General features: G+C 63.0%; 15 protein-coding genes. 7 read left to right on the forward strand and 8 right to left on the reverse strand.

The features are described from left to right. Positions 1 to 231: 231 nt before the first annotated feature. Positions 232 to 591, forward strand: a complete 360-nt coding sequence (locus tag ABD283_RS12660) for a DMT family transporter (RefSeq protein WP_344225349.1) — start codon at positions 232 to 234, stop codon at positions 589 to 591. Continuing rightward, a complete protein-coding gene (locus ABD283_RS12665; protein WP_344225350.1) occupies positions 591 to 911 on the forward strand; it encodes a DMT family transporter in 321 nt (106 codons plus the stop codon). Before ABD283_RS12660 ends, ABD283_RS12665 begins: the two co-directional genes overlap by 1 nt. On the opposite strand, the gene ABD283_RS12670 is transcribed toward ABD283_RS12665, so the two are convergent. From ABD283_RS12670 to ABD283_RS12680, 3 genes are all read right to left on the reverse strand, one after another. After that, a complete protein-coding gene (locus ABD283_RS12670; protein ID WP_344225351.1) occupies positions 908 to 1,327 on the reverse strand; it encodes a hypothetical protein in 420 nt (139 codons plus the stop codon). The genes ABD283_RS12665 and ABD283_RS12670 overlap by 4 nt on opposite strands. After that, on the reverse strand, positions 1,324 to 2,175 hold the full coding sequence (locus ABD283_RS12675) for an NAD(P)H-binding protein (protein WP_344225352.1): 852 nt from the start codon (positions 2,173 to 2,175) through the stop codon (positions 1,324 to 1,326). Before ABD283_RS12675 ends, ABD283_RS12670 begins: the two co-directional genes overlap by 4 nt. Before the next feature lie 65 nt (positions 2,176 to 2,240). Further along, positions 2,241 to 2,687: a MarR family winged helix-turn-helix transcriptional regulator gene (locus tag ABD283_RS12680; protein WP_344225353.1), complete on the reverse strand. Its 447-nt coding sequence runs from the start codon at positions 2,685 to 2,687 to the stop codon at positions 2,241 to 2,243. Positions 2,688 to 2,769: 82 nt separating this feature from the next. On the opposite strand from ABD283_RS12680, the gene ABD283_RS12685 reads away from it, so the two are divergent. Both ABD283_RS12685 and ABD283_RS12690 read left to right on the forward strand, forming a co-directional pair. Continuing rightward, the gene (locus ABD283_RS12685; RefSeq protein ID WP_344225354.1) at positions 2,770 to 3,189 is read left to right on the forward strand and encodes an organic hydroperoxide resistance protein; all 420 of its coding nucleotides are present in this window, start codon (positions 2,770 to 2,772) and stop codon (positions 3,187 to 3,189) included. A gap of 125 nt (positions 3,190 to 3,314) precedes the next feature. After that, positions 3,315 to 3,758 (forward strand): DoxX family protein, encoded by a 444-nt coding sequence (locus tag ABD283_RS12690; RefSeq protein ID WP_344225355.1) that lies wholly within the window; start codon positions 3,315 to 3,317, stop codon positions 3,756 to 3,758. Positions 3,759 to 3,864: 106 nt separating this feature from the next. On the opposite strand, the gene ABD283_RS12695 is transcribed toward ABD283_RS12690, so the two are convergent. The 3 genes from ABD283_RS12695 to ABD283_RS12705 all read right to left on the reverse strand — a co-directional run bounded on the left by ABD283_RS12695 (position 3,865) and on the right by ABD283_RS12705 (position 6,000). Beyond that, positions 3,865 to 4,434 carry a hypothetical protein gene (locus tag ABD283_RS12695; RefSeq protein ID WP_344225356.1) on the reverse strand — a complete coding sequence of 190 codons (570 nt, stop codon included), beginning with the start codon at positions 4,432 to 4,434 and terminating at the stop codon, positions 3,865 to 3,867. Between the two features lie 129 nt (positions 4,435 to 4,563). Then, positions 4,564 to 5,328 (reverse strand): hypothetical protein, encoded by a 765-nt coding sequence (locus tag ABD283_RS12700; RefSeq protein ID WP_344225357.1) that lies wholly within the window; start codon positions 5,326 to 5,328, stop codon positions 4,564 to 4,566. 78 nt (positions 5,329 to 5,406) lie between these two features. Next, positions 5,407 to 6,000 carry a DUF805 domain-containing protein gene (locus ABD283_RS12705; RefSeq protein ID WP_344225358.1) on the reverse strand — a complete coding sequence of 198 codons (594 nt, stop codon included), beginning with the start codon at positions 5,998 to 6,000 and terminating at the stop codon, positions 5,407 to 5,409. 262 nt (positions 6,001 to 6,262) lie between these two features. On the opposite strand from ABD283_RS12705, the gene ABD283_RS12710 reads away from it, so the two are divergent. After that, complete coding sequence (locus tag ABD283_RS12710; protein ID WP_344225359.1) at positions 6,263 to 7,816, forward strand: LTA synthase family protein; 1,554 nt, start codon at positions 6,263 to 6,265, stop codon at positions 7,814 to 7,816. Positions 7,817 to 7,925: 109 nt separating this feature from the next. Here the strand turns inward: ABD283_RS12710 and recQ are convergent, their stop codons facing one another. Next, on the reverse strand, positions 7,926 to 9,791 hold the full coding sequence (recQ, locus tag ABD283_RS12715) for a DNA helicase RecQ (protein WP_344225360.1): 1,866 nt from the start codon (positions 9,789 to 9,791) through the stop codon (positions 7,926 to 7,928). A gap of 129 nt (positions 9,792 to 9,920) precedes the next feature. Here recQ and ABD283_RS12720 point away from each other — a divergent pair, with 129 nt between their 5' ends. Further along, a complete protein-coding gene (locus tag ABD283_RS12720; RefSeq protein ID WP_016997366.1) occupies positions 9,921 to 10,184 on the forward strand; it encodes a hypothetical protein in 264 nt (87 codons plus the stop codon). Positions 10,185 to 10,191: 7 nt separating this feature from the next. Here the strand turns inward: ABD283_RS12720 and ABD283_RS12725 are convergent, their stop codons facing one another. Continuing rightward, entirely contained in the window at positions 10,192 to 11,967 is a 1,776-nt protein-coding gene (locus tag ABD283_RS12725; protein WP_344225361.1) for a purine-cytosine permease family protein, read from the reverse strand. Between the two features lie 156 nt (positions 11,968 to 12,123). Here ABD283_RS12725 and ABD283_RS12730 point away from each other — a divergent pair, with 156 nt between their 5' ends. Beyond that, on the forward strand, positions 12,124 to 12,627 hold the full coding sequence (locus tag ABD283_RS12730) for an FBP domain-containing protein (RefSeq protein WP_344225362.1): 504 nt from the start codon (positions 12,124 to 12,126) through the stop codon (positions 12,625 to 12,627). Positions 12,628 to 12,632 lie beyond the last annotated feature (5 nt).

Genomic DNA, 12,632 nt, shown 5'->3' on the forward strand with positions numbered 1-12,632 from the left:
GTGGACTCCTTTCGGGAGCAAGCGCGGCGACAGTTTCAGTGTGACCTGCCCCGGCCGAGAGAGGGAACTTTCTATGGCAACTACGTTGTTGATGTCACACGCTCAAGCCTCACATCCCCACCGCCCCGTGGGATAAGCTCACCCGGCTATGCGAATTTCCACTGTCATGACGCTGCGGCACGCGGCCGCCTTGAAGACCGCACGCGAGGCCTTTATCGAAGGCCCGAGTTCATGAAGAAACCCGCCACTTCCCCGTGGATTTACCTGCTGGCGGCGATCCTGCTCGAGGTCACCGCAACGCTTTGCATTAAGGCCGCCATGGAACAGCCCGCGCTCTATGCCGTGGTGCTGCTCGGCTACATCGGATCCTTCGCGTGCCTGACGCTTGTGCTGCGCAATGGAATGGGTTTGGGCGTGGCCTACGGAATCTGGGGAGCGTCCGGCGTGGCCCTGACGGCGATCCTGTCCATGCTCATTTTCGGGGAGCCCATCACGGTTCTCATGAGCATGGGCATCCTGTTGATCATCGGCGGGGTGTTGTGCGTAGAACTCGGCGCGCAAGCCGTCCATAAGAAGCGGGAGGCCGCCTGATGGCTTGGCTGTTTCTAACCGGTGCAATCATCTCCGAAGTCTGTGCCACGCTCTGCCTCAAAGTGGCAGCGACGGGCACTAAACGGTGGTTCATCGGTGTGGCCGTGGGGTACGTCATCGCGTTCTCGATGCTGGTCAATGCACTGGCCCACGGCATGGCTTTGGGAGTTGCCTACGGCATCTGGGCCGCAGCCGGCGTTGCTCTCACGGCGATCCTGAGCCGCATCCTGTTCAAGGAACCCCTCACGTGGGTCATGGGCCTGGGCATTATCTTGATCGCCGGCGGCGTGCTGCTGATTGAGCTGGGAGCGGCGCACTAGGGCCGGGTAGAGCTGTCCCGGTCATACGCTCGCGACAGCACTTCCGCCGTCCTCTCATTCGCCCGGCACGTGGACATCGGCACCTGCCCGAACTCGGCACGCGGGACCGGATCACTGCACAGCCGCGCCGTCCGATTCATATCCCAACCCACGTATACATACCAGCCATCGGCCTCTTCAGCCACGGCACGAACCAGGCCGACGGCGCATACCTCCTGCCGCTTGGACAGGTACGCCCAGATCAAATCGCCAGCCTGCATGCTCCGGTAACCACTCCGCAGGCACCATCGAGCGATCTGCTGCGAGCGCCCAATGGCTTCCCACACGGCAGTGGCATCGGAACGGGTCAACCAGTCCGACGGCTGGAACTCCAGGTGCGCCGCCGGATTGATCGGCAGCAGCCAGTGAACAGTCACGCAGAGTCCTCAGAGGACAGCAACGCGTCGTAGCCCTCGCGATACGTCGGATACTGCAACTCCCCCACAAACCCGTGCATCAGCGAAGCATCCAGCACCTTGCCTCGAGGCCCGCCCTCGGAGGATGCAGAGCTGTCCGGAGGAACCGGCACTCCCAACAACCCGGCAATGTGAGTCGCGACATCCCCCAGCACCGCGGGCTCAGTATCCACGGCATGCAACAGCGCGGGAGGCTCAGGTAACTCCAACACGGTTTGCAGGACTGTGACCAGGTCGTCCCGATGGATCCGATTAGTCATCCGGTCATGAGCCAAAGCATCTCCGCGGCGCACACGGTCGATCAACGACGTCCGGCCCGGCCCATAGATCCCTGCGGGTCGCACGATCACCAACCCGGGGAACAGCTCCGCCGCCAACTCTTCCGCGGCCAACAACACACGAGCAGTGTCCCGCTCAGGAGAAGATGGCGTCTCTTCCGTAACGACCTCGCCGTCACCGCCGCCCAGCACCCCGGTCGAGGACACCAGCACTACGCGCTTCGGAAGACTCTCACCAGAATTCGACCCAGCACGCAGCGCCCGATGCAGTCCCCGCAAGGCGCCCAAGTAGGTGCGCTCATAGGCTTCAGCGTCACGACCGTCGGCGGTCAGGGTGATCACCACGGCATCAACCGATGGCAGCGCAACAGTTCCCGGATCCGTCAGATCCAGTGCGAAAGGTGAGATCTCCGCCGGAAGGTGATCGGGGCGGCGTCGTACCCCCGTCGCGTGCCAACCGCGCTCCACAAGACGCTGACCCAGTGCCGTGCCGAGATCGCCGCAACCTGCCAGAAGTACGTGTTGAGTCATGCCCCGAGCCTTTCATTTGCGGCTAGTAAGAGTCCGTCAACCATCACGGGCTTCACCTCGACCAGTCAGCGCTCGGCGTCGAAGGCCTGAGCGATCTCCCCGAGCTGCGCCATCAACAAGTGGTAGTCCTTCCCCTGCATGGGGAACCGAGCGGCGATCCTCTCGGGGACCTTTTCCGCGAGCGCCCGGAGGTCGTGACCGGCGTCGGTGAGGCCGATCAGGCGACGTCGTTCGTCGTGTTCGTCGCGGCGCCGCACCACGAGCCCGCGCTGCTCGAGTCGGCGCAGCACCGGGGTGAGGGTGCCGCTGTCCAGGCCGAGGAGGTCGCCGAGCTGTCCCACGCCCTGGGGCTCGTCGGTCTGCCACAGCGCGAGCATGACCAAGTATTGCGGGTAGGTCAGGCCCAGCTGATCGAGCTCGGTCTTGTAGGCGCGCACCACGGAATGGCTCGCGCGATACAGGGCGAAACACAGCTGGTTGTCGAGATCCAGCGGGGAGGTTGATGCGGTCACACCAGGATTTTAGCAAGAACCCTGGACACATTTATATTGTGCACAATATAGTTGTGTCATCGTCACTATCGAAGGAGACACCATGGAAACCATTTACACCGCAGAAGCCCTGAGCACCGGGGACGGCCGTTCCGGCCACGTCCGCACCAGCGACGACACCGTTTCGATCGACCTGGCCCCTCCCAAGGAAATGGGCGGCAGCGGCAACGGCAGCAATCCCGAGCAGCTGTTCGCCGCCGGGTACGCCGCGTGCTTCCACTCGGCCCTGCAGATGGTTGCGAAGTCCGCCAAGAAGGACCTGGGCGATTCCGCCGTGGGCGCCCGCGTCTCCATCGGCAAGGAGGGCGAGGGCTTCGGCCTGTCCGTGGTCCTCGAGGCCGTGATCCCCAACCTGCCCGAAGACGAAGCTCGCGAGCTAGTTGAGCAGGCCCACCAGGTCTGCCCGTACTCCAACGCCACCCGCGGCAACATCGAGGTGGAGCTGCTCGTCACCGACGAGTAGGCCTCATTTTCTATTCGTCGGGCGCGCTCTCACACGGGAGCGCGCCCGCCGACGCCACCCCGCCAGGTCGATTCAGCAACGCCACCGTGCGCCCACTCCCCCATCATTCGAAGTAGGTTCGTCGTATGACATCCCTCCGCCGCCGCTCCGCCCGCGAGCGCTCCCAGACGATCACCCGCGTGGTTCTCGGCTCCTTCATGACGTTCGCCGGGATCTCCCACCTGACGTTTGCGCGGGACGAGTTCCAGGCGCAGGTTCCGGACTGGATGCCGGTGGACCACGACCTGGTGGTGCTCGGTTCCGGCGTGGTGGAGATTTCGTTCGGTGCGGCGCTATTGGCTCTACCTAAGCACCGTCGAGTGGTGGGTATCGCCCTGGCGGCGTTCTACGTGCTGATCTTCCCGGGCAATATCGCCCAGTACGTGGAAGGCACGGACGCCTTCGGGCTGGACACGGACGGCAAGCGCCTGGCGCGACTGTTCGGGCAGCCCCTGTTGATCGCGGCGGCGCTGTGGGCCGGTGGCATTCCCCGGAGGTCGACAAAGAAGGATGAGCACATAACAAGGTGACCCGCGCGGCGAAGTCACCCAGAGCGACGTCGTCCCCAACCACCCCGTTAAACAGAACTGGCCCCGAGCGATTGAATCGCTCGGGGCCAGAACTCAAGTGGAGGAACTATGCGCGTTCCGTCAGCTCGATCGAGGTCACGTTGAAATTGGAGTTCGCCGTTCCCTCCACGGTGTAGTCGCAGGAACCGAAGTTGCCCGAGACCGTCACGGGGTAGGAAATGGACGTCACGTGATCGCGGTTGGTCGCGCCGTTGGCGGAGTCGCGGTTCGAGTCGTCCAGGCGGAAGCTCGGTGCGAAGGCCGCGCCGCCAGCCGGGAAGACGCCCGAGACGGTGCCGCCGGCAACCACCGGTGCGTTGTAGGTCTCGCCGTTGAGCAAGGTGACCTCGGCCGGGCCGGACGCCGTCAGCGTGGCCTGGGTGCCGGACTGCACGTTACCGCCGGTCCAGTACGAGCCGAAGGTGATCTGCTTGTCCAGCAGGTTACCGGCCGCCTCGGTGTGGGACGGCGCGGTCAACGAAAAGTCGCTGGCCGAGGGGCAGGACTCCGCTGCGGTTGCTGCGGGGGCCTGGGGTGCCTCCGGAGTGGGCGCTGCAGAAGCGGCCGGTGCCACAGTGAACGAGAGGGCTGCCACGGTTGCGGCGGTCGTCAAAATGCGGTTGGTCTTCTTCATCATGCTGATTCCTCCTTTGGATCAGCAAGCAAACTTACTAGCACGTAACCTCAGCTCGTCAAGGCCGACGACGTCGCTCGCCTCTTTTTACCCCCTTCTCACCTGGGGTTTCGTGACGCTTTTTCATACTCGTTAGTCACTTTGAGACTGAAGGACAGCGATCTTCTGCCAGACCTTACGAGCCATATCGGAAGTGAGGGTTTCAATGCCTTCCACGGCATCCAGGATGTCACCGTCTGTGGTGTCCTCCGCGAAGAGTGCCGCCGTCTTGCCCACGAGCGAGAGCATCTCCGTGCAGTAGTCGAAGTAGTGGGTGAGCTGTTCGCGTGTGAGGTCCAGCCCGCCCTCCTCACGAGATCCCCGCTGGAGCCGCTCGGGAACTTTGGTGAGCTGGTGCATGTCGATCACGTGGGCCAGTGAACGCAAGCGGTGAACGAGGCGCAGCACGCGAGCGCGCTCCAACCGCTCAGGAATCGCGACCAAGAAAAAGATAGCGATGCCCGCGAAGACCAGGTTGTTGACCACGGTTTCGAGCAGCGGGAGCCAATCGACCGGGCCCAGCGAATCGGGGGTCTCCCAAATACTGACGGCGGCAAGCACGATCGCCCCACCGAAGATCGCCAGCACCGCGATGATCCCCAGGCGTGAGAGAAGGCGCGCCAACCTGATGCGCTGGCGACTGATACCGCCCTCATGAGTCACCTCATCCACAAGGGCCAGCAGCTCCCCACAGACCTCCCATAGTCCGCGATCCGGGAAGCGGGAGTAGATGCGCTTTTGCAGCGCGGCCGTGGATTCACGGACCGCGGTGCTTTCCAGGTGTTGGTAGCGGGAACCGGCGGGCGGGGCGTCGTCGTGATCGTCGGGCCGGGCGGGGAGTTCAGCGGGATAAGGCACCCATAGAGGGTACGGGACGAGCGAGAGTAAGGGCCGCCGATCCCGGGGGATCAACGGCCCCTCTCTCCTCACTGCGAGTCACACTCGCCGGTCGAACCGCGCTCCCGCAGGATTGGGCGGCAATACGAAGAAGACCAGCAGAATGAGTGATCCGAGGAACGGAATCAGGATCAGCAGGTACAAGAACCCGGACATGTTCACGTCGTGCAGTCGTCGCACGGCGAGCGCGATGCTCGGAACCACGTGGGCCAACATGAATACCAGGAGCAGTAAGGACAAGACGGCCCCCAACCCGTTGGGCTCGCTGCTCACCGAGTACGAAAAGGTTGTCGCGGTCGACACCGAGTTGCTGCTCACTACTTCGCTGCCCACCGTGTTGATGAGCACCATGAACAGGCCGTACACCAGGAACATGAAGAGTGCGACCCACCAGTACTCGGATCGGCTGGCCCGCCCGGAGAACTGGGCGTATTTCTTGTAGAACCGCTTGATCGCCTGGCCGGGGCCAACGGGGACGCCCGGCTGGGAGCCTTGTTGCTGGTACCCGCCCCGGTCGTAACCAGGGGCGCCGCCGGGCTGATACTGGCCGGCGCCCGGAGCGGCGTCGTAACGAGGGGTGTTGCCGGGCTGCTGGTCTCCCGGCTGGGAGCCATAAGAATGGGGGGTGCTCATGTCATGCCCTTCACAATTGCGAACGTTATGAGTAGAGACACTATCCCCTGAGGAACAGGGGTAGCACCACCTCGTGTCAGAACGTTATGAATTCGATGCCCGGCGCTGCGGCCGCGTCTCGCCGGTAACTCCAAGCTGCAGACCCCTCCCTTAACTCCAGGGAACGGGTAGGTTAACGGTATTCGTTTTCTATGAGCCCCTTCAGCGGGCAGATCCCACAGATGTTCGACAACCGCGCGGGCATCGCACGCGAGGAGTTGTCATGGCCAGCCGGATTCTCCCTGTGATCCGACAGGTTGGTGTGGTCCTGGGGTACCTCCTGGTCTACGTCCTGATCTGGGCGGGCCTTGCCATGCTCATTGCGGCCATCGGCATTCGGTACTACTTCGGCAAGATCTCGTTCGGCCAGATGCGCCTCAACATCGTCACGGTCGAGACGGACGGCGGCGGTGGCCCCCTGGTATGGATGGGGATCCTGGGCATCGGAGTATTGCCCCTGGTCATCACTATTGGCATTGCCGTGTGGCATTTCTTCCGGCGCCGCAAGCGCCGTCGTCTGGGCTGTGACACTCGACCCCAGGGCAAGAAGTGGGCCATGCGGGGCATTTCGACCGCTTTGGTTACCGCGGTCGCGGCCGGCGGGACCACGGCGTTCGCCTCCACCGTGGGCATCGGCGACTACATCAGGTCGGCCAATTCGCCGTACAACATCGGCGATTACTACGAGGAGCCGACCGTCACGAGCGCTGAGAACAAGCGCAACCTGGTCACGATCTATCTAGAATCCGGCGAGCAGACGCTGGCAAACGATGAACACTTCGAGAAGGACGCCTTCGCTCCCCTGAAGGACGTCACGCGCGCCGAAGACGGCTGGCAGAGCATCGAGGATTTCAATCAGTACGAGGGCGGCGGCTGGACCATGTCCGGCCTGGTTTCCACGCAGTGCGGTGTGCCGCTCAAGGGTGTGGGTGCCTCCGGAGACAGCGGTTCGCCCGATCAGCTGGTCGGCAACACCAAGAGCTACTTGGGCGGCCTCACTTGCCTGGGCGACATCCTGGCGGACGAGGGTTACACCAACGTATTCCTGGGCGGCGCCAACCCATCCTTCGCTGCGAAGGGCACGTTCCTGGCCAACCACGGCTACACCAAGGACTTGGGTCTCGATGACTGGCGCGCAGCCGGCGAGCCGGAATCGAGCTTCCGCAGCGACTGGGGCCTGAGCGACGAGCGGCTGATGGCCAACGCCAAGAACGAGATCGACCAGCTCCACGCCACCTCGCAGCAAACCGGGCAGCCGTTCAATCTGTCCATGCTCACCCTGGACACCCACGAGCCGGTCCACATCTACGATTACTGCACCGTGGACACCGAGAGCGAAGTAACCTCAGCGTTCTTCTGCTCCATGACTCAGGTCGCGGACTTCGTGGAGTATATGAATCAAATGGGATATCTCGAGGACACATCCGTGGTGATCATGGGTGACCACCTCAAACACATGAGCGCCGGCGACGCTTTCCACGAGCAGCTGGGCGGGCACACCAACCGCACGATCTTCAATCGGATCCGGGTTCCGGGCGAGACCGGCACCACGGAGCTGCGCTCCGGCGCCGACCAGCTCAATATGTTTCCCACGCTTCTGGAAGCCGCTGGGTTCACGCTCGAAAAGCGCGAGGCCGGGCTGGGCGTCTCCGCCTTCACGTCGAAGATTCCCGGTGACTCTGCACAGAGCTTCGAGCCGGGCGCGTACAAGGATCTGCTGGAATCCCGCTCGGAAGATCTCTACTCAGATGCGTGGTCCAGTCCCACCGGTCAATAGCGCGGTTCGTTCCGGACCCGCCGACGGCACCGCTCGCGTCCGGCGCCGTCAAGGTGCCGCTGACGCCGGACACCGTCCCACCCGTCGGTCATGCCGCCCACACCCTTGGTCACGCGTCCGCGCCGAGCGCCTCCAAGACGGACTCCCCGTACTCCGCGAGCTTCTTCGCGCCGACGCCGCTCACGGACCCCAGCGCACGCACGCTCTCCGGCTTCGCTTCCACGATCCCCACGAGGGTCGCATCCGAGAACACCATGTAGGGCGGGATCTGCTTCTCCTTGGCCACCGAAGTGCGCCAGGTTCGCAAGGACTCGAAGACTTCGCGGTCCGCGGGTTCCAGGCCCTCCGCGGCCGATGCGCGACCGCTCCCGGCGGCACGAGCGCGCCCGCGAGTGGACGACGTCGGCGTCCTGTCGACCGCCAAGTCCAAGGTGATTTCGCCGCGCAGGACGGGACCGGCATTTGGACCGGGCACCAGCACGCCGTAGTCGCCCACGGCCTCCACGATCCCGCGGGCAAGGAGCTGCCGCAGAACGGAACGCCACTCGCGTTCGGTGAGCTCCGTGCCGATCCCCCACACGCTCAGTTCATGGTGGCGTGATTCAACGGAGCGTTCGTTCTCGCGGCCGAGCAGCACGTCGAAGATCTTCCCCGAACCGAACTGCTGACTGCGTTCGCGATGCAGCCGAATGAGCGTGGACAGCAGCTTCTGCGCCGGCACGGTGGCGTCCCACATCTTGGGCGGCTTGAGGCATGTATCGCAGTTGCCGCACGGCTCGGACTCCTGGCCGAAATATCGCAGCAACTGCACGCGGCGGCACGAGACGGTCTCGCACAGGGCGAGCATCGCGTCCAGGTGCGAGCGCGCGTTGCGCATGTGCAGTTCGGTGCCCTCGCCGCGGTCGATGAGGCGGCGCTGATTGACGACGTCGCCCAGGCCGTACGCCATCCACGCGGTCGACGGAAGTCCGTCGCGTCCCGCGCGGCCCGTCTCCTGGTAGTAGCCCTCGATGCTCTTGGGGAGGTCCAGGTGGGCAACGAAGCGCACGTCCGGTTTGTCGATGCCCATGCCGAATGCGATGGTCGCGACGATCACGATGCCCTCTTCGCGCAGGAAGCGCTCCTGGTGGTCGTGCCGGACGGCGGCGTCGAGCCCCGCGTGGTACGGCAGGGCTGTGACCCCGTGCTTCTCGAGGAATTCCGCGGTGGTTTCCACGCTCTTGCGGGAGAGGCAGTAGACGATGCCGGCGTCGCCGTCGTGCTCGGTGGTGATGAATTTCAGGAGCTGGTCGCGGCCGCGATCCTTGGGCTCGATCCGGTATTGGATGTTGGGGCGGTCGAAGTTGGAGACGAAGTGCGCGGCGTTCTCCATGCGCAGGCGCTCGGTGATTTCGCGGTGCGTGCTGCGGGTAGCGGTGGCGGTCAGCGCGATCCGCGGAACGTTGGGGAATGCATCCGCGAGCACGGACAGCCCCAGGTAGTCGGGGCGGAAGTCGTGGCCCCACTGGGCAACGCAGTGGGCCTCGTCGATCGCGAAGAGGGCGATCTGTGCCCGGCGCAGCAGGTCCAGGGTGCGCGGCAGGATCAGGCGTTCGGGGGCCATGTAGAGGAGGTCGATCTCGCCGGCGAGCAACTGTTGTTCGACCGCTTGCGCTTCCTGGAAATCCAGCGAGGAGTTGAGGAACGCCGCGCGGATTCCGACTGCTTCAAGCGCTGCCACCTGATCGGACATCAGCGCAATCAGGGGCGAGACCACAATCCCGGTACCTTCTCGGAGGATCGAGGGGATCTGATAACACAGCGACTTTCCGCCGCCGGTGGGCATGAGAACCACCGCTTCTCCCCCGCTCATCACCTGGTCGATGATGGCGGCCTGCTCACCGCGGAACTCGTCGTAGCCGAAGACGTCGGAGAGGACGCTCAGGGGTGTGGGTGCGGCGTCGACGGTCTGCGTAGCGGTGTGGTGGTCCTGCATGGTGTCCACACTATGTCTGGATCTGAGGTGCCGGTGGCCGAGGGTGGTTCAGAACACTGGCCATTCGGCCACTGTGCTCGGTGTGCAGTGTCGACACCGTGGGGAAAGAAGGGAATGAGGTGGTATCACATGAAGAAGATCATCGACTTTTTCGGTCTGAGAAGTGACTCCCCCGAGGACGGGCCCTGGTACGGCATTGACCGCAAACTCAAGACCAAGCTCATTGCCATGTCAGTGGTCTTGGCCCTGGCCGTATTGGCGGTGGCTCACTTCTTGTTCCGCGGGATCGATGTGCTTCCCCAGAGCTTGCCGTGGTGGCTGGCGCTACTTGCGTACATCTGGTCGCTGAATGTGGCGAAGAAGCGGCACGCAAGTCCCAACGGCGCGAGCTGACAATCCGTCAGGCCGCGTGGGAGCCGTGGGTGGTTGCCGCGGTTTCAACAGCTACCCGCCCTGCGAAGGCCTTACGTCGCCGGAGCTCCCAGTAAGCAAGCACGAAGTACAGGACAGTACCCACCGCCGCGAACACGAAGAACCGATCGCGTTGAGACGTGTACGTTGCCATGTCCGGGCTTGCGATCAGGACGAACAGGCCGTTCACGAAGACCACGGCGAGGACGATGATCCACGCCACTCTCAACGTCCTGGTCAATCCCCTGCGGTCCTTCAATTCGGTCTCAGCGGACATGATCGCAGCCTCTTGGGCATGGAAGTTATCCACCCGCTCCTGGAAGAAAGCGTCCGCCGCTACCTGTTCAGGGTATTTCTCGGCCGCCCCCGATACCCGGGCGAGCAAGACGTAAACCACAAGCGCGATGACCCAGCCGAAAACGAACAAGAAGTACACGGGGATGAGATCAAACACGATCATCACAGCAGAGAAAACGAGTGCAGCGCCCCAGGCGACTAGGGCGGGAACGTTCTGGACCCCCTTGTAGCGGGCCCAAGATGTAGTGAGCCCGAGTCGCGGCAGGATGTAATGCTCAGCGAAAAGGATTCCGCCGATCGGTACGAGGAGAACGCCCACGTAGGTCACCAGGGACAGGTAACTGCGGTAGACGAATGGGAAAACGCTGGCCACCAGGACAACGATTCCCACGATCAGGGTGACGCGCTGGCGTGAGAGCCGCGGGAAGACACCTTGCCCGGCCAGACCTGCCCGATAAAGGTTGGCGTTGGCAGTCGTCCAGCCACCAACAATTACGGTGACGAATCCGGCATACCCCAGTGCTTGGAACGCCACGTCCCCGGGCTCGAGAACGGTGATGCTGGTTGTCGTGATTGCCGCAGTGGCCGCGCCCATGAAACCGGCCGCCAACCAGGCCACGTAGTGCCCAAGGAACATGCCGGTACCCGAGAGGTATCCGTACCAGCTCTTTTTGGCGTACCTGAACAGAGACATGTCGATCAGGCCAGCGTGAGCGAAGCTGTTCGCCGCCCATGAGTAACCGATGATGCCCAGAAGACCGATACCTTCTGCGCCCTCGGGGGTCCGGCCCGTAAACACGCCTTCCCCTCCGACATGAATGAATTCTTGCCAGCTGCTCACGACCGGGGAGCCAGTCACGGACTCGGCGACCACTGGGATCATGGTCATCCCGCCGGTGAAGAACATGACCATCAACCACGGGCCACAGATACTGGCGAACTCTGCGAGCGCGTTGAACCCGAAAGCTGCCACGAGAACCGCTACGGAACCGAAAGCCATCGCAATAACAATGAAGCCCCAATTGGTGGGGTAAGCCTCCGTCTGCGCCGGGAACCCGAAGACCAGTCGCAGGGCGGTGGCCGAGACGGTGATCATGGCCGCCGCGATGATGGCGAAGACGATCGCGTTCGCAGCGTTGTACAACCACGTCATCAGGCGCCCCGTGGTGCGGTTGAGGTAGGTGTAGACACTCATCCGGGTTCTGATAGCCATTGGGGCAGTCACAAACCGGTACGTCAGCACCGCGAGCGCGTTACCGATGGCCAGTCCAATAATGACATCGACGATTTCGGCACCGAGGATGACGAAGGTTGCCCCGAAGACAAACTCTGTTCCGGCAACGTTTTCGGAGGCGTAGAGACCGGCGAAGTGCCGTGCTCCATGCAACCTGCGTGTGTTGGCGGGTAGTTGCTCAGCGTCCATACCGGCGATTTTCCGGTCGATCTCGGCCGCACGTTTCTTAGTCATCATCACCCTGCCCATCGTTCTGCGACTTTGAGGGTAACTCGATCATTTACGGCTTGCACGATCTGACTTCGGGGCGAGCTCAGCCCGTGGATCTTCTCGTGAGTTAGCCCCCCTCTTGCGCAATTGACACCGGGTATAAACCGATAGTTTTCAACTATGCACTCATGCACCGAATCCGAGATCCGCAAGAGCTTCATCAACTGTTCCAAGGGCGCTTCACAGCGCATCAACATTCCGCAGGAACTGTTTAGCGTCGACTGGGAATCACAGGTTTTCCTCGGTTGGATCGACCCTAAGTCCCCACGCACCGGCTACGTAGTGGCCGAGACCGAGAATGGTCTGCGCGGGCTCGTCCTGGAGAAGAACCCCCACAAGGGCAAAAGCGGCGCCCGCATGTGTCAGATCTGTCTGACCTTGCACCCGGGCAGCGGGGTGTCCTTGGTGTCGATTCAGCGATCGAAGTCCACCAAGGACCGTTACAACACGGTGGGAACGTACCTCTGTTCCGATCTCGCGTGCAGCGACTACACCCGGGGCAAGAGGAAGCCGGAGGGTATCCGACAAATGGAGGAGACCATGACGCTCGAGGATCGAGTGGACCGGACTCTTACCAATATCCAGGGGCTGATCCAGCGCGTGGCCAGCGGCATGGAGAAGTAGTCCCC

Origin of the sequence: Kocuria atrinae (assembly GCF_039531425.1) — a bacterium.
In the GTDB taxonomy this organism is placed as follows: Bacteria; Actinomycetota; Actinomycetes; order Actinomycetales; family Micrococcaceae; genus Kocuria; species Kocuria atrinae.

Bases quoted from the DNA above. Each gene is read 5' to 3' on its own strand.
- ABD283_RS12660 (WP_344225349.1), top strand. From the start codon at position 232: ATGAAGAAACCCGCCACTTCCCCGTGGATTTACCTGCTGGCGGCGATC.
- ABD283_RS12665 (WP_344225350.1), top strand. From the start codon at position 591: ATGGCTTGGCTGTTTCTAACCGGTGCAATCATCTCCGAAGTCTGTGCC.
- ABD283_RS12675 (WP_344225352.1), bottom strand. From the start codon at position 2,175: ATGACTCAACACGTACTTCTGGCAGGTTGCGGCGATCTCGGCACGGCA.
- ABD283_RS12685 (WP_344225354.1), top strand. From the start codon at position 2,770: ATGGAAACCATTTACACCGCAGAAGCCCTGAGCACCGGGGACGGCCGT.
- ABD283_RS12690 (WP_344225355.1), top strand. From the start codon at position 3,315: ATGACATCCCTCCGCCGCCGCTCCGCCCGCGAGCGCTCCCAGACGATC.
- ABD283_RS12695 (WP_344225356.1), bottom strand. From the start codon at position 4,434: ATGATGAAGAAGACCAACCGCATTTTGACGACCGCCGCAACCGTGGCA.
- ABD283_RS12705 (WP_344225358.1), bottom strand. From the start codon at position 6,000: ATGAGCACCCCCCATTCTTATGGCTCCCAGCCGGGAGACCAGCAGCCC.
- ABD283_RS12710 (WP_344225359.1), top strand. From the start codon at position 6,263: ATGGCCAGCCGGATTCTCCCTGTGATCCGACAGGTTGGTGTGGTCCTG.
- recQ (WP_344225360.1), bottom strand. From the start codon at position 9,791: ATGCAGGACCACCACACCGCTACGCAGACCGTCGACGCCGCACCCACA.
- ABD283_RS12720 (WP_016997366.1), top strand. From the start codon at position 9,921: ATGAAGAAGATCATCGACTTTTTCGGTCTGAGAAGTGACTCCCCCGAG.
- ABD283_RS12725 (WP_344225361.1), bottom strand. From the start codon at position 11,967: ATGACTAAGAAACGTGCGGCCGAGATCGACCGGAAAATCGCCGGTATG.
- ABD283_RS12730 (WP_344225362.1), top strand. From the start codon at position 12,124: ATGCACTCATGCACCGAATCCGAGATCCGCAAGAGCTTCATCAACTGT.